Origin of the sequence: Streptomyces sp. MNU76, assembly GCF_020982545.1 — a bacterium.
Taxonomy (GTDB): domain Bacteria; phylum Actinomycetota; class Actinomycetes; order Streptomycetales; family Streptomycetaceae; genus Streptomyces.
This window is the reverse complement of sequence record NZ_JAJKLK010000001.1, coordinates 1148240-1170065: the sequence shown is the minus strand read 5'-3', so window position 1 is coordinate 1170065 and position 21826 is coordinate 1148240. Positions and strand designations below refer to the sequence as shown.

Here is a 21826-nt window from a genome sequence, read left to right as displayed (position 1 = left end):
AGCAGTTCCAAGCCCCGCGTGACCGTATCGCCGCCGAAAGCGTTTCAGCAAGAGACTTGAAAGCAATGGAAAACACTTACAGGACCGTCAGCAGCTGGTCTTGCCCGCGTAGATCGCGAGGGCGGTGTTGGAGCCGAGGGTCGCGGTGAGCCGGCCGGAGCTGTTCACGGTCACGGTCGTGTTGTTCTGCACGTTGCAGTAGGTGCCGGCCGCGAGGGAGGTCTGGTACGTGCGACTGAGGCTGCCCGACTCGTGGTTGATGGCCACGAAGCCCTTGCCGCCGCGGCCGAAGGCGATCGCGTCGCCCCCGTTGTCCCACCAGTCGGTGACGGCCTCGCCGCGGGTGGCGTTGCGGAAGGGGACCATGCGCATGATCTCCGGCCAGGCGTGCTGGCACTTCCAGCCGCTCTGCCAACAGGCGCTGACGGCACCACCGTTGGGCGGTCCGGCGTCGTGGTCGGTGAACTCGTAGCCGGAGTTGACGTCGGGCGCGCCGTACGGATAGGCCAGCATGAAGACGTTGGCCAGGGTGTAGTTGGCGTTGTCCTTGTAGCTGAGGGTGGAGCCGTTGCGCTCGGTGTCGTGGTTGTCGACGAAGACCCCGGCGACCGAGCTGTTCATGTACCCCCAGCCCTCGCCGTAGTTCTTCAGGTAGGCGAGGTTCTCGTTGTTGAAGACCCGCTTGAGGTCGAAGGCGTACCGGAACTCCTGGACGTCCCCGTTGCCGGTGTACTCGCTCGGCTGGACGGCCTCCCCGGAACCGTGGATGGCCTCCTGCTTCCAGTACACGGACGGGTTGTTCAGCCGTGACTTGATGTTGGCCAGGTCGGCGGCGGGGATGTGCTTGGCGGCGTCGATCCGGAAGCCGTCGACGCCGTGGCCGAGCAGGCTGTTCATGTACCCGGCGATGGCCGACCGGACGTACTCCTCACCGGTGTCGAGGTCGGCGAGGCCGACGAGCTCGCAGTTCTGGACGTTGGCGCGGTTGGAGTAGTCGCTGATGGTGGCGGTGCAGTCGTCGAAGTCGAACGACGAGTACAGGCCGGGGTAGGTGTACTTCGAGTACGACGAGCCGCCGGTGCCGGTGCCGCTCCCGGCCGACATGTGGTTGACGACCGTGTCGACGACGACCTTGACGCCGGCCGCGTGACACGTGTCGATCATGTTCTTGAAGGCGGTGGCGTCCCCGAGCCGCCCTGCGATCCGGTAGCTGACGGGCTGGTACGACGTCCACCACTGCGAGCCCTGTATGTGCTCGGCGGGCGGCGAGACCTGGACGTAGCCGTACCCGTTGGGGCCGAGGGTGTTGGTGCACTCCTTGGCGACGGAGGCGAAGTTCCACTCGAACAGGACGGCGGTCACGTCCTTGGTGCCGGGGGGCGAGGCGTACGCGGTCGTCGTGGGCACCGCGAGCGCGATCGACGCGCCGGCCGCGAGAGCGAGCGCGCCGGAGAGGGTTCTGCTGGCCATGTGTGGGGTCCTTCTCCGTTGAAGGGTTCCGAGGGGGTTTCGTGGGCCGGGGAGGGGCCCGCTTGCGGCAGGAACGTTGCGGATTCTTGCTGCAAGATGACTGAAAACTTTCAACCGAGAGGAAAGTACGAGTCACTCGCCCAACGGTCAACCCTCCGGACACACCTTCTTCACACGCGCGAAACCTCTTCACAGGGTGGGGAGTTGGGCGAGGCCACCGGGATGACGCTCAGGGGTGTGAGCGCTAGGTTCCCCGCCATGGGTGACACAGGGGCCGAGCAGCCGGGCAGAAAGAGGCCACGCAGGACTTCGGGGATCGATCTGCCGCCGCCGCTGCCCGGAGGGGCGGACTCCGTGGCCGTTCTGCTGCACTATCTCGACTACTACGAGAAGGAGTTCGCCAAGACCCGTCTGACGGCCAAGAACCGGTTCAAGTACATCACGTTGTGGAATTCGTTCGCCGCGGCCCTCATCGCATTGACGGGGGCGATAGTCGCCGTCTGGAACTCGACCTGGCTGGGCCTGCTCAGCACGGCGCTCGCCGGGTCCATCGGCGTGGTCAACTCGTGGGACGGCATGTTCCGTGAGCGGGAGCTCTGGATACAGCGCAGCGAGATGCTGGGGCAGATCCAGCTGGTGAAGAGGACCCTGCAATTCCGGCTCGCCCGCGGGGACGATCCCCAGGACGCGGCGGCGGACGGGTTCGATGTACTGAATTCGGTGGTGTCGCGAGACCTGGAAGGCTGGCTCGGCCTGCGGCAGGATCAGTCGGACGTGACGACCACGCCTCGCACCCGGACCAACGATGGCTAGGGTCGGCACATGAGAAAGCTCGCCACCCGGTCGACCGGGTGGCGAGCTCACGTCCCGTCGGACGGGACCGCGTCTCCTCGAACGGTCCGTCAGCCGGTCGTCCACCACACCGTCGTGTCGCCCGGCAGCTTCGCCTCGTCGTCGGCCACCGTCACCTCGCCGCTGGCGACCAGGACCCGGCCGTACGCGGGGATCCGGACCGCCTCGCCCGTGGTGTTGGCGACGCACACGAAGTCGCCCCGGCGGAAGGCCAGGACGCCGACGGGGGCCTTCAGCCACTCCACCGAGTCGCCCGCGCCGAGGCCGGGCTGTTCGCGGCGGACGGACAGGGCCGTGCGGTACAGCTCCAGGGTCGACTCCGCGACGCCCGTCTGCGCCTCGACGCTCAGGTCGGCCCATGCGGCGGGCTGCGGCAGCCAGGAGCCGCCGGTGCCGAAGCCGTACGAGGAGCCGGCGCGGGTCCACGGGATCGGCACCCGGCAGCCGTCGCGGAAGCCGTCCTGGCCGGCGCCCCGGAAGTACGCGGGGTCCTGGCGGACCTCGTCCGGCAGGTCGACGACATCGGGGAGGCCGAGTTCCTCACCCTGGTAGACGTAGGCCGAGCCGGGCAGCGCGAGCATCAGGAGCGAGGCGGCGCGGGCGCGGCGCAGGCCCAGCGCGCGGTCGCCCGCGAGGCGGATCTGCGTGCCGAGGCCCGGTTCGTTGGCGAAGCGGGTGGCGTGGCGGGTCACGTCGTGGTTCGACAGCACCCAGGTCGCGGGGGCGTTCACCGGTCGCATCGCGTCCAGCGTGCGGTCGATGACGACCTTCAGCTCGGCCGCGTCCCAGTCGGTGCCCAGGTACTGGAAGTTGAAGGCCTGGTGGAGCTCGTCCGGCCGGACGTAGTTCGCGGTGCGTTCGACCGTCGGGGTCCAGGCCTCCGCGACGAAGATGCGGTCCCCCGCGTACTCGTCCAGGACCAGGCGCCATTCGCGGTAGATCGCGTGGACGCCGTCCTGGTCGAAGAAGGGCATGACATCGTTGCCCAGCAGCTTCAGCTGGTCGTGGGCGCCGAGGTCCGGGAGGCCGTCCGCCTTGACCAGGCCGTGGGCGACGTCGATACGGAAGCCGTCGACGCCCATGTCCAGCCAGAAACGGAGGATGGAGCGGAACTCGTCACCGACCGCCGGGTGGTCCCAGTTGAAGTCGGGCTGCTCCGGGGCGAAGAGGTGCAGGTACCACTCGCCGGGGAAGCCGTCCGGTTCCGTCACCCGCGTCCACGCCGGGCCGCCGAAGATGGACTCCCAGTCGTTGGGCGGGAGTTCACCGTCCGCGCCCTTGCCGGGGCGGAAGTGGTAGCGGTCGCGCAGCGGCGAACCGGGGCCCTCCGCCACCGCTCGCTTGAACCACTCGTGCTGGTCGGAAGAGTGGTTGGGGACCAGGTCGACGATGACGCGCAGGCCGAGCCCGTGGGCGTCGCGGATCAGGGCGTCGGCGTCCAGCAGTGACCCGAACATCGGGTCCACCGCGCGGTAGTCGGCGACGTCGTAGCCGGCGTCGGCCTGCGGGGAGGCGTAGAACGGGCTGAGCCACACGGCGTCGATGCCGAGGTCGCGCAGGTACGGGAGTCGGGAACGTACGCCCTCCAGGTCGCCCATGCCGTCGCCGTTGCTGTCGGCGAAGCTGCGCGGATAGACCTGGTAGATCACCGCGTCGCGCCACCAATCGCTGCGCTGTGCCTCGGCGGGGGTCGCGGTGGGGGTGGTGGTGGAGTGCTGGTGGCTCATGACGTCCTTGATGCGTGACGGGTCATCTGGGCAGAAGGATGAGGACGGGAAGGGGGACGAGGCGGCCGCGGTGACAGCGGGGTCGGATGGTCACCACGACCGCCTCGGGTTCTCGGGAGAGGGGGCCTGCGCGCCCCTTCAGGGGCGCGGGGAACTGCGCGAGAAGCCCCACCGGAGCCGCAGACAACGGACGACCCCGCGCGCCCCTCCCAGCGGAGCGTCACCCCTTCGTGCCGCCTGCGGTCAGTCCTGTCACCAGGTTCTTCTGCACGAGGTAGAAGAACGCGGAGACGGGGATCGCGACCAGCACGGCGGTGGCCGCCATCAGGTTGCGCTGGGCGTCGTGTTCGCTGACGAAGCTCTGCAGACCGACGGCGAAGGTGTACTTCGTGTCGGACAGCATGAACGTCGAGGCGAAGGCGACCTCCCCGAACGCGGTGATGAAGCTGTAGAACGCGGCGACCGCGAGGCCCGGCTTGGCGAGCGGCAGGATCAGCCGTGCGAAGGTGCCGAAGGGGGTGAGCCCGTCGACGCGTCCCGCCTCGTCGATCTCGAAGGGGATCGTGTCGAAGTAGCCCTTGAGCAGCCAGGCGCAGTAGGGCACGGCCGTCGAGCAGTAGACGAGGACGAGGCCGAGGTAGCTGTCGACGAGCCGCAGTTCCGAGAGGATCTCGTACATCGGCACCATCAGGACGGCCACCGGGAACATCTGCGTGACCAGGAGCACCCACATGAACTTCCGGTAGCCCGGGAAGCGCATGCGGGAGACGGCGTAACCGGTGGTCGCCGCGATCAGCACCCCGAGGACGGTGGTGCCGAGCGAGACGACGAGGGTGCTGATCAGCCAGTCGAAGAACGGTGTCTCCTGAAGCACGTGCGAGTAGTTGGCAAAGGTCATTTTGCCGAAGATGCGCCCGGGATGCAGGTAATCGTCCTTGTCCGGTCCGAGGGACAGGAAGACCAGCCAGGCGATCGGGAAGAGCGCGGCCAGGCTCGCGACGATGAGGATCGTGTGGGAGGCGAGGGAGCCGGCGAGGCTGTTCTCGCCGCGTCGGCGGGTCGTCCTGGGCGCCGAGGGGGTCGGCGCGGTCGGCCGGTCCGCGGCGGCCGTGGCCCGGCCGGTCGTCGTGGGCGTCGTGGTGCTCATGGGGGCTCCTGCCTCAGATCGCGAGCTGCTGCTCATCGCGGTTCAGCCAGCGGCGGTAGAAGGAGGTGAAGACGATCAGGATGGCCAGCAGCAGGATGCCGTAGGCCGCCGACTGCGCGAAGTCACGCGGTTGCTGCCCGAAGCCGAGGTAGTAGGCCCAGGTCACGAGGATCTGCGCCTCGGGCGCGGTGTCGCCGAACAACAGGAAGATGACGGCGAACTGGTTGAACGTCCAGATGACGCCGAGGAGTACGACGGTGGAGCTGACCGAGCGCAGGCCCGGCAGGGTGACGTAGCGGAAGCGCTGCCAGGCGCTCGCACCGTCCATCTCCGCCGCCTCGTACAGCGAGGAGTCGATGGACTGCAGGCCGCCGAGCAGCGAGACCATCATGAACGGCACACCGCACCAGGTGTTGACCATGATCGCGGCGAACCGCTGCCAGAAGGTGTCCTCCAGCCACAGCGGTGCCGGCAGGTGCAGCGCTTCGAGGCCGGCGTTGATCACACCGCCGTCGGCGAGCATGAACCGCCAGCCGAAGACGGTGACGAAGGTCGGCACGGCCCACGGCAGGACCAGGATCAGCCGGTAGAAGGTGCGGCCGCGCAGCTTCTGGTTGAGCAGCAGCGCGAGGCCGAGGCCGATGAAGTAGTGCAGGGCGACGCAGAGCGCCGTCCAGACGATCGTCCAGATGAAGTGCGACCAGAAGCGGTCGTACGACGTCGGGCCCCAGAGGATGTCGGCGTAGTTGTCGAAGCCGATGAACTCGTAGGTGGCCTCGATGTGGTTGGCACCGATCGTGCGCGCCGAGTTGAGGCTGTTGGCGTTGGTGAGGGTGAGGTAGAGCCCGCGCGCCAGCGGATACAGCACCAGGACGCCGAGCACGACGACCACCGGGGCGATCATCGCGTACGCGTACCAGTACCGCTGGTACGACTGCTTCAGGCGCGACAGCGGGCCCGGGCGCCCGCCCGGTTCACCTCGGCGTTGGCCGGTCGCTCGGTCGATGGCGACTGTCATCGTTCGACACCTTCTGGAAGATCACTGGAAGATCGGGGGCCGGGCTGCCCGGGGACCGGGCCGGTGGCCGCCGTGTCCCACCCTCCCGGCCGCGGCCGGGAGGGTGGGACACGGCGGCCACCCGGGATCACTTGCTGTAGTCCGGGACCAGCTTGGCGATCGCGGTCTCCGCGTTGCCCAGGCCCTTGTCCAGGGACTTCTTGCCGCCGGCGATCGCGAGCAGCTCGGTCTCCAGCGGACCCCACAGGGAGCTGTACTCGGGCAGCTCGGGGCGCGGCTGGGCGGCGGCGAGCACGGTCTGGTAGCCGGCGATGCCCGGGTCGGCCTTCACCTCGGCGGTGTAGGCGTCGTCGCGCGTGGGCAGCGTGGAGTTCTTCAGGGCGATGGTCTCCTGGGACTTCGCCGAGGTCATGAAGTTGACGAACTTCAGCGACGCCTCCTGGTGCGCCTTGTCCGAGCCGACGTAGACCGAGAGGTTGTGGCCGCCGGTCGGGGCGCCCGCCTTGCCGGTGGATCCGGCCGGGACGGTGGCGATGCCCAGGTTGGCCTTGTCCTTGAAGGCCGAGCCCTTGTAGAAGTTCGTGATCTCCCACGGGCCCTGGATGATCGAGGCGACCTTGCCGTTGACGAAGGCGTCCTGGATGTGGGCGTAGGCGTCGGCGGTGGTGTCCGCCTTGTGCAGGCCCTTGCCGTCGAAGAGGTCCAGCCAGGTGCCGTACGCCTTCTCGGCCTCGGCGGAGTTCACGGTGATCTTCTTCTGCGCGACGTCGACGGTGTCGGTGCCCTCGCCGTAGAGGAAGGACTGGGCGTAGTAGGCCTGGGTGGAGCCCCAGTAACCGTCGACGCCGGTCTTGTCCTTGACGGTGGCGGCGGCCTTCTTCAGGTCGTCCCAGCTCTTCGGGGCCTCGGTGATGCCGGCCTTCTCGAAGAGCTCCTTGTTGTAGACCAGCGCCAGGGTGTCGGTGACGAACGGGACGCCGTAGGTCTTGCCGTCGTACTGGGCCTGCTTGATCAGGCTGGGCTGGAACTCGTCCTGGTCCTTGAGGGCCTCGGTGCCGTCCAGCGGCAGGAAGAAGCCCTTCTTGGCGAAGGCGGGCGTCCAGCCGACCTCGGAGCGCAGGATGTCCGGCGCGCCCGTGGCGCCGGCGGCGGTGTCGAACTTGTTCTGCGCCTGGTCGAAGGGCACGTTGACGTACTTGACCTTGATGTTCTTGTTGGCGGCCTCGAACTCCTTGACCAGGGCCTTGTACGTCGGCGCCTCATTGGTGGCGTTGGAGGTGTCCCACCAGGTGATGGTGACCGGACCGTCGGCCGATTCGCCGCTGTCGCTTCCGCCGCAGGCCGTCGCCGTGAGGGCGATCGACGCCACCAGCGCGGTGGCCGCTATGCCACGCCGCATGAGATCTCCTTGAGGGTGAAAGCCCGTGTACCGGGCAGAGGGCCCCGTCTGCCGCTCCTGCCGGGTTCCGGCCGCGCCGTCGCCGCCGCCGGGCGAGGCCGAACGTAACAGCGTTGTAAGCGCGACGAAAGACCTTGCTGCAAAAAATTGCAACCACAGGGGATGGTTATCGGCCCTTAACCTGCACTCGACTTGGCCGAAACCTGCCATCAGGGCAGCTCAGCTGGGGTTCAGGAGGCTGTGCAAGACTCTGCAAGCTCTTGCCACCCATGGCCTGGGCGGCCATCATCACCCTGTCAGCGCCTTGCGAAGTCCACCCCTTCCGCACACGGGCGCCCCCACGGACACCGACCAGAATCACGAGGGACCGCGATGACCCAGCAGCCCGCGCCGGGCCGCATCCCCGCCCGCCCCCGACGCCGGGCCGGTGGGCAAGCGCAGGTCCGGCCGGTACAGTCCAGTGCTGTGACCACACGGCTTGCCGACATCGCAGCCCAGGCGGGGGTCAGCGAGGCGACTGTCAGCCGCGTCCTGAACGGGAAGCCGGGCGTCGCCGCGACCACTCGCCAGTCCGTTCTGGCCGCCCTCGACGTGCTGGGCTACGAGCGGCCGGTCCGGCTCCGGCAGCGCAGCGCGGGGCTGGTGGGCCTCATAACCCCGGAGCTGGAGAACCCCATATTCCCGGCCCTGGCGCAGGTCATCGGCCAGGCGCTGACCCGGCAGGGATACACCCCGGTGCTCGCCACCCAGACCCCCGGCGGGTCGACGGAGGACGAGCTGACGGAGATGCTGGTCGACCGGGGGGTCGCCGGCATCATCTTCGTCTCCGGTCTGCACGCCGACACCTCCGCCGACATGCAGCGTTACGAGCAACTGCGCGCCCAGGGCGTGCCGTTCGTCCTCGTCGACGGTTTCTCACCGAAGGTGCAGGCCCCCTTCATCTCGCCGGACGACCGGGCGGCGATGTCGCTCGCGGTGACGCACCTGGTCTCGCTCGGTCACACCCGGATAGGTCTGGCGCTGGGTCCGAAGCGGTTCGTGCCGGTGCAGCGCAAGATCGAGGGTTTCGTCCGCACGATGCAGGACCAGCTGGGGCTCCCGGCGGCGACCGTCGAGTCCGAACTCGTCCAGCACTCCCTCTACACGCTGGAGGGCGGCCAGGCGGCGGCCATGGCGCTCATCGACCGGGACTGCACGGCGGTGGTGTGCGCGAGCGACATGATGGCGCTCGGCGCGATCCGGGCGGCCCGGCAGCGGGGGCTGGAGGTCCCGGACGACATCTCGGTCGTCGGCTTCGACGACTCCCCCCTGATCGCCTTCACCGACCCACCGCTGACGACCGTCCGCAAGCCGGTGCCGGCGATGGGACAGGCGGCGGTGCGGACGTTGCTGGAGGAGATCGGGGGGACTCCGGCGCCGCACAGCGAATTCGTGTTCATGCCGGAACTGGTGGTGCGGGGGTCGACCGCCTCGGCGCCTGGGGACCGCTCTCGTACCTGAGGCGGAGATATGGGGGAACGATGCGGTACGTACGGAGGACAAGGCCCTCGGCGCCACCCCGACGAACGTGCGTGACGAACCCGACCAGAGGATGATCGGTGGGGTACCGGATTTCTGGCAGACTCTGTGCCCATGGGTGAAACGACCGTGACGACACTGGAGGAAGGCCGGGAGCAGGCCGCTCCGCGGTCCGTCACGGACGCGCCGGAGCAGAGGGTCCTGCACCGGCTGCGGGTCCCGCGCAGGCCGCGTCTGTGGTTCGAGATCCTGCTGATCGCGGTGAGTTACTGGACGTACTCCCTGATCCGCAACGCGGTCCCGGAGCAGAAGACGCAGGCGCTGAAGAACGCCGACTGGATCTGGAAGGTGGAGCACCACCTCGGGATCGCGGTCGAGGAGACGATCAACCACTCCGTGAACTCGGTGACATGGCTGATCGTCGGCATGAACTACTACTACGCGACCCTGCATTTCATCGTCACGCTCGGTGTCCTCGTGTGGATCTACCGTAGTCATCCGGGCCGTTACGCGGCGACACGTCTGGTCCTCTTCGCGACCACCGCCGTGGCCCTGGTCGGCTACTACTTCTACCCGCTGGCCCCGCCCAGGCTGATGACCGACGAGAACTTCATCGACACGGTCGTCGTCCACCAGACCTGGGGCTCCATGGCCTCGGGCGACCTGAAGAACATGTCCAACCAGTACGCGGCGATGCCGTCCATGCACATCGGCTGGTCGCTGTGGTGCGGGCTGACGATCTTCGCGCTGGCGTCGGTGCCGTGGGTGCGGGTACTGGGCCTGCTCTACCCCACGCTGACACTCGTCGTCATCGTCGCCACCGCCAACCACTTCTGGCTGGACGCGGTCGGCGGCATGCTCTGCCTGGCCTTCGGCTACGGCGTGGCCCGCGCCTGGTACGGCGCCCTGCCGTACGCGCTGCCGCGCCAGGTGACGGGGGGCATCCGGGAACCGGAACTGGAACCGGTCAAGGCGTAGGCCCGGCCGGGGCGCCGGCGGCTTCCCGCAGGGCCTGACAAAGGGGTGCGCGGGCGGGCCGAAGGGTGCGCAGGGCGGGCTGTGCGTTGTCGGGTGCGGCCCGGTGGGGCTTCTCGCGCAGTTCCCCGCGCCCCTGAAAAGCAGGGGCTGCGCCCCGTGCTTTTCGCCCCGAAAGGGCCGTAGGGCACCGACCCGCCCACCCGGCCAGCGGCACCGACCCGCCGACCCGGACTAGGGCCTGTATGGAGTTGTGATCTCGTGAGCCCCCGGCCTGGGAAAGCCGGGGGCCCTGGGGTAAAACGGTGGGGTGTCTCGACCTCAACTTTCGGATGCCGAGTGGGAGTTCGTCTCCCCGTTCCTGCCGGTCGGTGAGTATGGGCCGTACCCGGAGAATCTGCGGGCGCACTTCGAGGGCATCGTGTGGCGGTTCAGGAACGGGGCGAAATGGCGGGAGTTGCCCGAACGGTTCGGGCGCTGGTCCACCGTTTACGGCCGGTTTCGGCAGTGGCGGGATGCCGGGGTGTTCACCGCGGTGTTCCAGGGTGCGATCGCCGAGGCGGCGAAGCGGGGCCTGGTGGACTTGTCGCTGGTCAGCGTGGACTCGACCACGGTCCGGGCCCATCATGATGCTGCCGGGATGATCGTGGAGCCCGAGATCCTGGACGTGCTGGAGAAGGCCGCCGCGGAAAAAAAGGGGCGCCGGCCAGGAACAAGACGGGCAGCTGGACCCGGAGCGGGAAGAACGACGACGTGTGAGGCGTCGCCGCAGGGCCCGGCTCGCCGCTGCTGACCTGGGGCGTTCCCGCGGCGGACTGACCACGAAGACGCACCTGTCCTGTGTGCCGCAGTGCCTGCCCCTCTCACTGAAGATCACTGCGGGGCAAGCCGGGGACAGTCCGCAGTTCATCCCCGTCCTGAACAAGATCCACGTCCCCGGCCCGGTCGGCCGGCCCCGCACCCGGCCGGACGCAGTCGCGGGCGATAAGGCGTACTCGTCCCGCCAGAACCGTTCCCACCTGCGCAAACGCGGGATCAAAGCGGTCATCCCCGAGAAGAAGGATCAGGCCGCCCACCGCAAGAACCGTGGCTCACGCGGCGGACGGCCCGTCACCTGGGACAAGCAGTTGTACAAGCTCCGCAACAGCGTCGAACGCACCATCAACAAGATCAAGGACTGGCGTGGCCTCGCCGTCCGCTACGACAAAAAGCCTGAAAGCTACCAGGCCGGACTCGAATTATGCGCCGGCCTCCTCTGGATCCGACACCTCGGATCACAGCCTTGATCACAACTCCATACAGACCCTAGGGCACGGATCCCCCGGTCCGAATGGTGGCACCGCCCCGGCCCGGACGGCAGGACCCGCCGCCCCGGCCCGACTCGTCCCGTCCCGTCCCACGGCCCCGTTGTCCTCCCTCGAGAACGCCGACACCCGGGCCGCCCCCGGTCGGCCGGCGCTTCTCGCAGGTACTGCGGCTAGGCTCGTGCCCGTACGGTCTTGATCGGCGGAGTCGGGCGATCGGGTGGGCGGACGTGTGGACGAGCGGGCTTGATCCGACGGGAGGCCTGGGATGACGGCGCCGGGGCGCAGGAGCAGTACGTACTCGCGACTGCTGCGGCACGGTTTCACCGATGCCGGCGCCGCCGAGCGGCTGCTGGAGAGCGAGGAGCTGTCGGCCGTACGGAGCGACCCGGTCCTGCTGGACGCGCTCGGGGCGACCGCCGACCCCGATCTCGCCCTGCTGGGCCTCGTACGGCTGCTGGAGGCGCAACCGGACCGTACGGCCCGGCGGGCGGTGCTGGACACGTTGATAGCGGCCAAGCCGCTGCGGGACCGGCTGCTGGGGGTGCTCGGCGCGTCCGCCGCGCTCGGTGACCATCTGGCCCGGCACGCGCAGGACTGGCAGGCGCTCGTGACGTACGAGCCGCGGGATCTGCACCCGGGCGTCGAGGAATTCGAACGGGGGCTCGCGGAGGCCACCGACCCCGTCTCCCTGCGGGTCGCCTACCGCCGCTGCCTGCTCTCCATCGCCGCCCGCGACGTCTGCGGTACGACGGACGTCGCCCAGACCGCCGCCGAGCTGGCCGACCTCGCCACCGCCACGCTGCGCGCCGCCCTCGCGATCGCCCGCGCCGCCGCGCCCGAGGACGCGGAGCAGTGCCGGCTCGCGGTGATCGCGATGGGCAAGTGCGGCGGCCACGAACTCAACTACGTCTCCGACGTCGATGTCATCTTCGTCGGGGAGACGGCGGACGGGGCGGACGAGCAGAAGGCGATCCGGGCCGCCACCCGGCTCGCCTCGCACATGATGCGGGTCTGCTCCGAGACGACCGTCGAGGGCAGCATCTGGCCGGTCGACGCCAACCTGCGGCCGGAGGGGCGCAACGGCCCGCTCGTCAGAACGCTCAGCAGCCATCTGGCCTACTACCAGCGGTGGGCGAAGACCTGGGAGTTCCAGGCGCTGCTCAAGGCACGGCCGGTCGCGGGCGACCTCGAACTGGGCGAGGCGTACGTCGCCGCGCTCGAACCACTCGTCTGGAAGTCGGCCGAACGGGAGAACTTCGTCACCGACGTGCAGCGCATGCGGCGCCGGGTGGTGGAGAACATCCCGGCCGCCGAGGTCGACCGGCAACTCAAGCTCGGGCCGGGCGGGTTGCGGGACGTCGAGTTCGCCGTCCAGATGCTCCAGCTGGTGCACGGACGCGGGGACACGTCCCTGCGCAGCGGGACCACCCTCGACGCGCTGGGCGCGCTGGCCGCCGGCGGCTATGTGGGGCGGGCGGACGCGGCCCAACTCGACGCGGCCTACCGCTTCCTGCGCTCCATGGAGCACCGCATCCAGCTCTACCGGCTGCGCCGCACCCACCTCGTCCCCGAGGGCGACGACGACCTGCGGCGGATCGGCCGTTCCCTCGGCCTGCGCACCGATCCGATCGCCGAGCTGAACCGCGAGTGGCGGCGCCACGCGGCCGTCGTACGTCGGCTGCACGAGAAGCTCTTCTACCGGCCGCTCCTCGACGCCGTCGCCCAACTCGCCCCCGGCGAGATCAGGTTGAGCGCCGACGCGGCCCGCGAACGCCTCGTGGCCCTCGGCTACGCCGACCCGGCCTCGGCCCTGCGCCACCTGGAGGCCCTGGCCTCCGGCGTCTCCCGCAAGGCGGCCATCCAACGCACGCTGCTGCCCGTGCTGTTGGGGTGGTTCGCCGACTCCGCCGACCCGGACGCGGGTCTGCTCAACTTCCGCAAGGTCTCCGACGCGCTCGGCAGAACCCCCTGGTATCTCCGGCTGTTGCGGGACGAGGGCGCGGCGGCGGAGAACCTGGCGCGCGTGCTGTCCGCGGGGCGCCTGGCGCCCGACCTGCTCATGCGCGCCCCCGAGGCGGTCTCGCTCCTCGGTGACGGGGACGGGGTCGCCGGTGGCGCCGGCGGTCTCGAAGCCCGCGAGCGCGCCCCCCTGGAGCAGGAGATCCTCGCCGCCGTGGGCCGGGCCGACGGCGCCCAGCAGGGCGTCACGGCCGCGCGCGGCGTCCGCCGCCGGGAACTGTTCCGTACGGCCGCCATGGACATCGTCGGCTCCTACGGCACCGAGGCGACCCCGGCGACCGCCGACCAGGGCGCCCTCGTGGACCTCGTCGGCGGCGCGGTCTCCGACCTCACGGCCGCGACCCTCGCGGGCACCCTGCGGGCCGTGGTCCGCGAGGGCTGGGGCGACACGCTCCCCACCCGTTTCGCGGTGATCGGCATGGGCCGCTTCGGCGGTCACGAACTGGGCTACGGCTCCGACGCCGACGTCCTGTTCGTCCACGAGCCGCGCGAGGGCTCCGTCGAACAGGAGGCGGCCCGCGCCGCGAACGCGGTCGTCTCCGAGATGCGCCGCCTGCTCCAGCTCCCGAGCGCCGACCCGCCGCTCCTCATCGACGCGGACCTGCGCCCCGAGGGCAAGACCGGCCCGCTCGTACGGACGCTGAAGTCGTACGAGGCCTACTACCGCCGGTGGTCGCTGGTGTGGGAGTCGCAGGCGCTGCTGCGCGCCGAACCGGTCGCCGGGGACGCGGAGCTGGGCCGCCGCTTCATGGATCTCGTCGATCCGCTGCGCTACCCGTCGGACGGACTCGGCGACGACGCCGTGCGCGAGATCCGGCGCATCAAGGCCCGTATGGAGTCGGAGCGGATGCCGCGCGGTGCCGATCCGACCCTCCACACCAAACTCGGCCGCGGCGGCCTCTCCGACGTCGAGTGGACCGTCCAGCTCCTCCAACTCCAGCACGGCCACCGCGAGTCGGGCCTGCGCACGACCCGCACCCGCGCGGCCCTGGCCGCCGCCCGCGAGGCCGGCCTGGTGGGCGTCGAGGACGCGGCCATACTGGACGAGGCCTGGGTCCTGGCCACCCGCGTCCGCAACGCGGTGATGCTCGTACGGGGCCGCGCGGGCGACACATTCCCCTCCCACGGCCGCGAACTCGCCGCCGTGGGCCGGTACTTGGGGTACGGCCCCGGCCACGTGGGCGACATGCTCGACGACTACCGCCGCATCACACGACGGGCTCGGGCGGTGGTGGACGAGCTGTTCTACGGGGGGTGAGCCCCGCCGGAGGAGCACGGGCCTTCGTGGCCGTGGGCGGCACGACGACACCCCGGTTGCGGCGGGCTTTCGGTTCTCGGTGGCGCCCGGCGCGGTTTTCGGCTTCGGTAGGGGGAGCCGTACCTCCGGACGCGATGGCGGTACGGCCAGGCGAAAAGTCGAAGGCGACTTGGAGGACGAGGGATGCAGTACACGCTCGAAGTGATTCCGCTACCGGTGAGCGACATCGACCGGGCCCGGGACTTCTACCGGGACAAGGTCGGTTTCCACGTCGACATCGACCAGGAGGTCATGCCGGGCATGCGGATCGTCCAGCTGACTCCCCCGGGCTCCGGCTGTTCGATCGCCCTCGGCGACGCCATCTGGGACATGGCCCAGGGTGAGACCACGCCGGCCCCCGGCTCCTACCAGGGTCTGCAGCTCTGCGTCGCCGACATCAAGGCCGCCCACACCGAGCTCCGCGAACGCGGCCTCGACGTCTCCGATCCCGTCCAGTACACCCCCGACGACGGCGCCACCTTCATGTACTTCAAGGACCCGGACGGCAACGGCTGGTCGATCCAGGAGTACCGGCGCAGGGCCACGGAGCCGCTGCACCAGGTGCTGGCGGAGCTGGCGGAACGGCAGTAGTCCGGCCGCGGCCGACGGGCGGGGATATTCGCTCGCGGCCGCCGCCCGGCGGCTGGCAGGGTGCCGGGCATGGCTTCCCCGTACGAGATCCGTGCCGACTACGACGCCCGCACGATCGTGGTGTACCAGGCGTACGCACCCGCGATCGCCGACGCGGCGCTGCGGGCGGGCCGGTTCGTCGAGCCGTTCTCGTTCCGTCGGATGACGTGGATCAAGCCGTCGTTCCTGTGGCTGATGCACCGCAGCAACTGGGCCGGCAAGTCCGGCCAGGAGCGGGTGCTCGCGGTCCGGATCACCCGCGAGAGGTGGGAGGAGGCGCTGTCACGGGCGGTGCTGACGACGGCGGACCCGGCGGCGGTGGCCCGGGCCGCCGTCCACGTCCAGTGGGACCCGGAGCGCTCGGCGCGCGGGGCCGCGCTGAACCACTACAGCATCCAGGTCGGCATCGGCCGCCATCTGATCCGGACCTTCACCGACGAGTGGGTCGTCGGCCTCACGGACCTCACCCCGCGGGTCCACAAAGCCGCGGCCCTGGTGCGGTCCGGACAGACCGCGAAGGCCCAGCGTCTGTTCCCCGCCGAGCACGTCTATCCACTGCCCCCGGCACTGGACGGCCTGCGCACTCCGCGCTGAGCCCCCGCGCGGCGCGACCACGGCTTTCGCGGTCGACGGCTTTCGCGGTCGACGGCCGCGCCGGTCGGCAGCCTTCGCGGTTTGCATCGCGGTGGGTCTCCGGTGGCCGTACTGTCGGATCCGTCACCGAGGAGGGCTCCCGATGCGCAGCGTGACCTATTCGATGAACGTCTCCCTGGACGGCTACATCGTCGGGCCGGACGGCGGCTTCGACTGGTCGGAGCCCCAACCGGAGGTCTTCCGCTTCTGGATCGACGAGATCCGGGACGTCGGCGTCCACCTGATGGGACGTCGGCTGTACGAGACGATGCTGTACTGGGAGACCGCCGACCAGGACCCGGCGCTCGGCGACGCGGAGCGCGAATGGATCGCGCTCTGGAATCCGCTCCCGAAGGTGGTGTTCTCCACGACGCTGTCGGCGGTGGAGGGCCATGCCCGTCTGGCCTCCGGCGGTGTGGCGGAGGAGATCGAGCGGCTGCGGGCCGAGCCGGGCGAGGGCGACATCGCGATCGGCGGCGCGACCCTCGCCGCCCAGGCCGCCGAGGCGGGCCTGATCGACGAGTACCGGGCCATCGTCTACCCGGTGCTGGTCGGCGGCGGCATCCCCTTCTTCCCCCGGGACGAACGCCGGGTGGACCTGGAACTCGTCGAGACCCGCCCCCTCGCCGCGAAGGTCGTCTACCTCCGCCACCGCGTGCTCCGCTAGCCGGTGCGTCCCACGGCAAGGGGCCGACGGTCCACGACCGCCGCCCCCATGTGCCGTCCCAGCGGAAAAATCGCCCTGACCTGCACCTACAGCACCGGCAGGTTCTTCCGCAGCTCGAAGGCCGTCACCTCGGAGCGGTACTCCTCCCACTCCTGGCGCTTGTTGCGCAGGAAGAAGTCGAAGACGTGTTCGCCGAGGGTCTCGGCGACGAGGTCGCTGCGTTCCATGAGGGAGAGTGCCTCGCCGAGGTTCTGCGGGAGGGGCTCGATGCCCATGGCGCGGCGCTCGGCGTCCGAGAGGGCCCAGACGTCGTCCTCGGCGCCCGGCGGCAGCTCGTAGCCCTCCTCGATGCCCTTGAGGCCGGCGGCCAGGAGCATGGCGTAGGCCAGGTAGGGGTTCGCGCCGGAGTCCAGGGAACGGACCTCGACCCGGGCCGAGCCCGTCTTGCCGGGCTTGTACATGGGGACGCGGACCAGGGCGGAGCGGTTGTTGTGGCCCCAGCAGATGTACGAGGGGGCCTCGCCGCCGGCCCCGGCGGTGCGCTCGGTGCCGCCCCAGATCCGCTTGTAGGAGTTGACCCACTGGTTGGTCACGGCGGCGATCTCGGCGGCGTGCTTCAGCAGGCCGGCGATGAAGGAGCGGCCGACCTTGGAGAGCTGGTACTCCGCGCCGGACTCGTAGAACGCGTTCCGGTCGCCCTCGAAGAGGGAGAGGTGGGTGTGCATACCCGAGCCCGGGTGCTCGGAGAACGGCTTGGGCATGAAGGTCGCCTGGACGCCCTGCTCCAGCGCCACCTGCTTCATGACCAGGCGGAACGTCATGATGTTGTCGGCCGTGGAGAGCGCGTCCGCGTAGCGCAGGTCGATCTCCTGCTGGCCGGGGGCGCCCTCGTGGTGGGAGAACTCGACCGAGATGCCCATGGACTCCAGCATGGTGATCGCCTGGCGGCGGAAGTCCATGCCGACGTTCTGCGGGGTGTGGTCGAAGTACCCGGAGTTGTCGGCGGGGGTCGGGCGGGAGCCGTCCGTCGGCTTGTCCTTCAGCAGGAAGAACTCGATCTCCGGGTGGGTGTAGAAGGTGAAGCCCAGGTCGGAGGTCTTGGCCAGGGCCCGCTTCAGCACGTACCGGGGGTCCGCGAAGGACGGGGAGCCGTCCGGCATGAGGATGTCGCAGAACATCCGGGCGGTGCCCGGGGCCTCCGCGCGCCACGGCAGGACCTGGAAGGTCGACGGGTCCGGCTTGGCGATCATGTCGGATTCGTATACGCGTGCGAAGCCCTCGATGGCCGAGCCGTCGAAGCCGATGCCCTCGTCAAACGCCTGTTCCAGCTCGGCGGGGGCCACGGCCACGGACTTCAGGAAGCCCAGCACGTCCGTGAACCACAGGCGTACGAAACGGATGTCGCGCTCCTCCAACGTACGGAGCACGAACTCCTGCTGCTTGTCCATCTTCCGCTTCCACCCATTCCTTGCTGGTCAGGCCGCCTTGCTCCCGAGCCACGGGAGGCGGTCGGGCACCTGAGCATCCCACCACAACACCATTTCGTGCGCGTTGCGCACCTTGATCCACCGAGCGGCCTCCGGTCGAACGCCCGGCGTACGGCAGGTGTACCGCTCGCACCGCAGCTCAACCACTCTGCCGCCCATCTTGCCTGCTCGCGCCGACATCCGTAATGCCCGAGTGGGCCGACATCCGCCGGACGCCCGTCACGCGTGCCCCGAAAACCGCGCGGCATCCGTGGCCGGCGGGCAGCATGGGAGACGGGATCCCTCGTTTACGAGAGGGAGCGGATCAAATTACGATCAGTCGATCCGACCGTCCCATCCGACCCATCCCCCACTAAGGACACATCCCATGGCCGCCAAGACCAACAGCAGCGGGGACCGCAAGGCGCGCATCGAGGCGATGCGCCGTGCCGAGCGTTCCCGTGAGCGCCGGAACCGGATCCTCACGATCGGCGCCAGCGTGCTGATAGTCGCCGGCCTCGTCGTAGGCGGGACGGTCCTGATCCGCTCGCAGTCCGACGACAACGGCAGCGACAGCGTGGCCGGTGACTCCAAGTCGACCGGCAAGTGGGAGACCGGCTCGGACGGCGTGAAGACCTGGAGCACCAAGCTCGCCCAGAACCACGTCACCAAGACCGTGAAGTACCCGATGGAGCCCCCGGTGGGCGGCGACCACAACCCGGTCTGGCAGAACTGCAACGGCGACGTCTACGACAAGGCCATCAAGAACGAGAACGCCGTGCACTCGCTGGAGCACGGCGCGGTCTGGGTGACGTACAACAGCAAGGCCTCCGAGGCCGACGTCAAGGCGCTCGCGGAGAAGGTCAAGAAGACCCCGTACACGCTGATGAGCCCGGTTGAGGACCAGAAGGACCCGATCATGCTCAGCGCGTGGGGCCACCAGCGCACGGTGACCGGTGCGAAGGACCCTAACGTCGACAAGTTCTTCGAGAACTACGTCCAGGGCCAGCAGACGCCCGAGCCGGGTGCCGCCTGCACCAACGGCGTCTCCTGACGGCCGGCGACCGGCGAGTGACGAGCGACGACCTACGAGTGAGTGACGACAGCGGGCCTGGCACAGTGGGAAGCATGAAGCACATCGGTTGGATCGCCTCCGGGGCCGCGGCGGTGCTCGTCGCGGCCGGGGCGATCACATACGCGGTCGCCGACGGTGACGACTCCGGGCTGAAGGCCCCCGCCACGGACTCCGCCGACGCGGGGTTCGCCCGGGACATGGCCGTCCATCACCAGCAGGCCGTGGAGATGTCGTACATCGTGCGCGACCGGACGGACGACGAGGAGGTCCGGCGGCTCGCGTACGACATCGCGCAGACGCAGGCCAACCAGCGCGGCATGATGATCGGCTGGCTCGATCTGTGGGGCCTGCCCAAGGTGTCGTCCGAGCAGCCGATGGCCTGGATGGGCATGGGCGGCATGGCCTCCGGCGAGGACGGCGCGCTGATGGCCGGGATGGCGACCGACGCCGAGATGGACAAGCTGGGCAAGCTGAACGGCAAGCAGGCCGAGATCTTCTTCCTCCAGTTGATGACCGACCACCACAAGGGCGGCATCCACATGGCGGAGGGCTGTGTCTCCAAGTGCACCGTCGGTGTCGAGAAGAAGCTCGCCCAGGGCATGGTGAACGCCCAGGAGTCCGAGATCTCCTTGATGACCGGCATGCTCAAGGAGCGGGGCGCCGCGCCGCGCTCCTGACGGCCCATCCGTGAGCGGCGGTGGTGGGGCGCCCGCGAACGTGGGCCGCCCCACACCCCATTGCGTCGCTCTGACGATTACACTGGCCGCGTGCCTCAACTTCGTCTCGCTTTGAATCAGATCGACTCGACCGTCGGCGATCTCGCCGGAAACGCCGAGGCGGTGGTCCGCTGGACCCGGCACTCAGCCGAGCAGGGAGCGCATCTGGTGGCGTTCCCGGAGATGGTGCTGACCGGGTACCCCGTCGAGGACCTGGCGTTGCGCCAGTCCTTCGTGGAGGCGTCCCGTGCCGCGCTGAAGGCGCTGGCCGCGCGGCTCGCCGACGAGGGCTTCGGGGAGCTGCCGGTGATCGTCGGCTACCTCGACCGTTCCGAGTCCGCCGCGCCGAAGTACGGCCAGCCGGCCGGGGCGCCCCGGAACGCGGGCGCGGTGCTGCACCGGGGCGAGGTGGCGCTCACCTACGCCAAGCACCACCTCCCCAACTACGGCGTCTTCGACGAGTTCCGCTACTTCGTGCCCGGCGACACCATGCCGGTGCTGCGGCTGCACGGCGTCGACATCGCCCTCGCCATCTGCGAGGACCTCTGGCAGGACGGCGGCCGCGTCCCGGCCGCCCGGTCCGCCGGGGCCGGGCTGCTGCTCTCCATCAACGCCTCGCCGTACGAGCGCGACAAGGACGACACCCGGCTCGAACTGGTGCGCAAGCGCGCCCAGGAGGCCGGCTGCACGACCGCGTACCTGGCGATGATCGGCGGCCAGGACGAGCTGGTCTTCGACGGTGACTCGATCGTCGTCGACCGGCACGGCGAAGTGGTCGCGCGGGCGCCGCAGTTCGCGGAGGGCTGCGTGGTCCTGGACCTGGACCTCCCGGCGGCCGCCGCCGAACCCGTGACAGCCCGCGGCGAAGCCGCTGATGGGCAGCGTGTCGACGACGGGCTGCGCATCGACCGGCTCGTCCTCTCCGAGGAGCCGCTGCCCGCGTACGAGCCGGAGCTGACCGGCGGGTACGCGGAGCGCCTCGACGACGACGAGGAGGTGTACTCGGCGCTGGTGGTGGGCCTGCGGGCGTACGCCGCGAAGAACGGCTTCTCGTCGGTCCTGATCGGGCTCTCCGGCGGTATCGACTCGGCGCTCGTCGCGGCGATCGCGTGCGACGCGCTGGGCGCACAGAACGTGTACGGCGTGTCCATGCCGTCGAAGTACTCCTCGGACCACTCCCAGGGTGACGCGGCGGAGCTGGCGAGGCGGACGGGTCTGAACTTCCGCACGGTCCCGATCGAGCCGATGTTCGACGCCTACATGGCGTCGACCGAGCTGACGGGCCTGGCCGAGGAGAACCTCCAGTCGCGTCTGCGCGGCACGCTGCTGATGGCGATCTCCAACCAGGAGGGCCACATCGTGCTCGCGCCCGGCAACAAGTCGGAGCTGGCGGTGGGGTACTCGACGCTCTACGGCGACTCGGTGGGCGCGTACGGCCCCATCAAGGACGTGTACAAGACGTCGATCTTCCGCCTCGCCGAGTGGCGCAACCGGGCGGCCGCGGAGCGGGGCCAGACCCCGCCGATCCCGGAGAACTCCATCTCCAAGCCCCCGAGCGCGGAACTGCGCCCCGGGCAGGTCGACACGGACTCCCTCCCGGACTACCCGGTCCTGGACGCGATCCTCGCGCTGTACGTCGACCGCGACCAGGGCGCCGACGCGATCGTCGCCGCCGGTTTCGACCGGGAGCTGGTCACCAAGACGCTCCGCATGGTCGACACCGCCGAGTACAAGCGGCGCCAGTACCCGCCGGGCACGAAGATCTCCCCGAAGGGCTTCGGCAAGGACCGCCGGCTGCCGATCACGAACCGGTGGCGCGAGGGGGCGTAGACACCGGGGCTCCGGGCGCCGAGGCGCCGGGGCGAGGCCTGAGGGCGGGTCCCTCAGGCCTCCGGCTCCGTCAAGAATTC

16 protein-coding genes and 1 pseudogene are annotated in these 21826 nt (G+C 69.6%); 11 read left to right on the top strand and 6 right to left on the bottom strand.

The annotated features are described in order from the left end of the window. Positions 1-87 precede the first annotated feature (87 nt). The gene (locus E4N62_RS05055; RefSeq protein WP_230212105.1) at positions 88-1470 is read right to left on the bottom strand and encodes an alpha-amylase family protein; all 1383 of its coding nucleotides are present in this window, start codon (positions 1468-1470) and stop codon (positions 88-90) included. A gap of 258 nt (positions 1471-1728) precedes the next feature. On the opposite strand from E4N62_RS05055, the gene E4N62_RS05050 reads away from it, so the two are divergent. Continuing rightward, positions 1729-2283, top strand: a complete 555-nt coding sequence (locus tag E4N62_RS05050) for an SLATT domain-containing protein (protein WP_230212104.1) — start codon at positions 1729-1731, stop codon at positions 2281-2283. A gap of 89 nt (positions 2284-2372) precedes the next feature. On the opposite strand, the gene E4N62_RS05045 is transcribed toward E4N62_RS05050, so the two are convergent. The 4 genes from E4N62_RS05045 to E4N62_RS05030 form a co-directional block, all read right to left on the bottom strand. Continuing rightward, on the bottom strand, positions 2373-4049 hold the full coding sequence (locus E4N62_RS05045; protein WP_230212103.1) for a glycoside hydrolase family 13 protein: 1677 nt from the start codon (positions 4047-4049) through the stop codon (positions 2373-2375). 220 nt (positions 4050-4269) lie between these two features. After that, a complete protein-coding gene (locus E4N62_RS05040; protein ID WP_230212102.1) occupies positions 4270-5196 on the bottom strand; it encodes a sugar ABC transporter permease in 927 nt (308 codons plus the stop codon). Positions 5197-5209: 13 nt separating this feature from the next. Further along, positions 5210-6214 (bottom strand): carbohydrate ABC transporter permease, encoded by a 1005-nt coding sequence (locus E4N62_RS05035; RefSeq protein ID WP_230212101.1) that lies wholly within the window; start codon positions 6212-6214, stop codon positions 5210-5212. A 127-nt stretch (positions 6215-6341) separates the two neighbouring features. Then, complete coding sequence (locus tag E4N62_RS05030) at positions 6342-7613, bottom strand: extracellular solute-binding protein (protein ID WP_230212100.1); 1272 nt, start codon at positions 7611-7613, stop codon at positions 6342-6344. A 465-nt stretch (positions 7614-8078) separates the two neighbouring features. Here E4N62_RS05030 and E4N62_RS05025 point away from each other — a divergent pair, with 465 nt between their 5' ends. From E4N62_RS05025 to E4N62_RS04995, 7 genes and pseudogenes are all read left to right on the top strand, one after another. After that, on the top strand, positions 8079-9113 hold the full coding sequence (locus E4N62_RS05025) for a LacI family DNA-binding transcriptional regulator (RefSeq protein WP_308184840.1): 1035 nt from the start codon (positions 8079-8081) through the stop codon (positions 9111-9113). A gap of 132 nt (positions 9114-9245) precedes the next feature. Next, positions 9246-10109, top strand: a complete 864-nt coding sequence (locus tag E4N62_RS05020) for a phosphatase PAP2 family protein (protein WP_230212098.1) — start codon at positions 9246-9248, stop codon at positions 10107-10109. A 307-nt stretch (positions 10110-10416) separates the two neighbouring features. After that, positions 10417-11392, top strand: a pseudogene (locus tag E4N62_RS05015) (IS5 family transposase). A 286-nt stretch (positions 11393-11678) separates the two neighbouring features. Further along, the gene (locus E4N62_RS05010) at positions 11679-14690 is read left to right on the top strand and encodes a bifunctional [glutamine synthetase] adenylyltransferase/[glutamine synthetase]-adenylyl-L-tyrosine phosphorylase (protein WP_230212097.1); all 3012 of its coding nucleotides are present in this window, start codon (positions 11679-11681) and stop codon (positions 14688-14690) included. 183 nt (positions 14691-14873) lie between these two features. Next, entirely contained in the window at positions 14874-15320 is a 447-nt protein-coding gene (locus tag E4N62_RS05005; RefSeq protein WP_230212096.1) for a VOC family protein, read from the top strand. 69 nt (positions 15321-15389) lie between these two features. Continuing rightward, positions 15390-15953 carry a DUF4291 domain-containing protein gene (locus E4N62_RS05000; protein ID WP_230212095.1) on the top strand — a complete coding sequence of 188 codons (564 nt, stop codon included), beginning with the start codon at positions 15390-15392 and terminating at the stop codon, positions 15951-15953. 142 nt (positions 15954-16095) lie between these two features. Further along, the gene (locus E4N62_RS04995; protein ID WP_230212094.1) at positions 16096-16659 is read left to right on the top strand and encodes a dihydrofolate reductase family protein; all 564 of its coding nucleotides are present in this window, start codon (positions 16096-16098) and stop codon (positions 16657-16659) included. Between the two features lie 86 nt (positions 16660-16745). On the opposite strand, the gene E4N62_RS04990 is transcribed toward E4N62_RS04995, so the two are convergent. Further along, on the bottom strand, positions 16746-18107 hold the full coding sequence (locus E4N62_RS04990; protein WP_060886099.1) for a glutamine synthetase family protein: 1362 nt from the start codon (positions 18105-18107) through the stop codon (positions 16746-16748). Positions 18108-18513: 406 nt separating this feature from the next. Between E4N62_RS04990 and E4N62_RS04985 the strand changes: the two genes are divergently transcribed. From E4N62_RS04985 to E4N62_RS04975, 3 genes are all read left to right on the top strand, one after another. Beyond that, the gene (locus E4N62_RS04985; RefSeq protein WP_230212093.1) at positions 18514-19179 is read left to right on the top strand and encodes a DUF3105 domain-containing protein; all 666 of its coding nucleotides are present in this window, start codon (positions 18514-18516) and stop codon (positions 19177-19179) included. A gap of 74 nt (positions 19180-19253) precedes the next feature. After that, positions 19254-19877 carry a DUF305 domain-containing protein gene (locus tag E4N62_RS04980; protein WP_230212092.1) on the top strand — a complete coding sequence of 208 codons (624 nt, stop codon included), beginning with the start codon at positions 19254-19256 and terminating at the stop codon, positions 19875-19877. Positions 19878-19967: 90 nt separating this feature from the next. Continuing rightward, entirely contained in the window at positions 19968-21746 is a 1779-nt protein-coding gene (locus E4N62_RS04975; protein ID WP_230212091.1) for an NAD+ synthase, read from the top strand. Positions 21747-21826 lie beyond the last annotated feature (80 nt).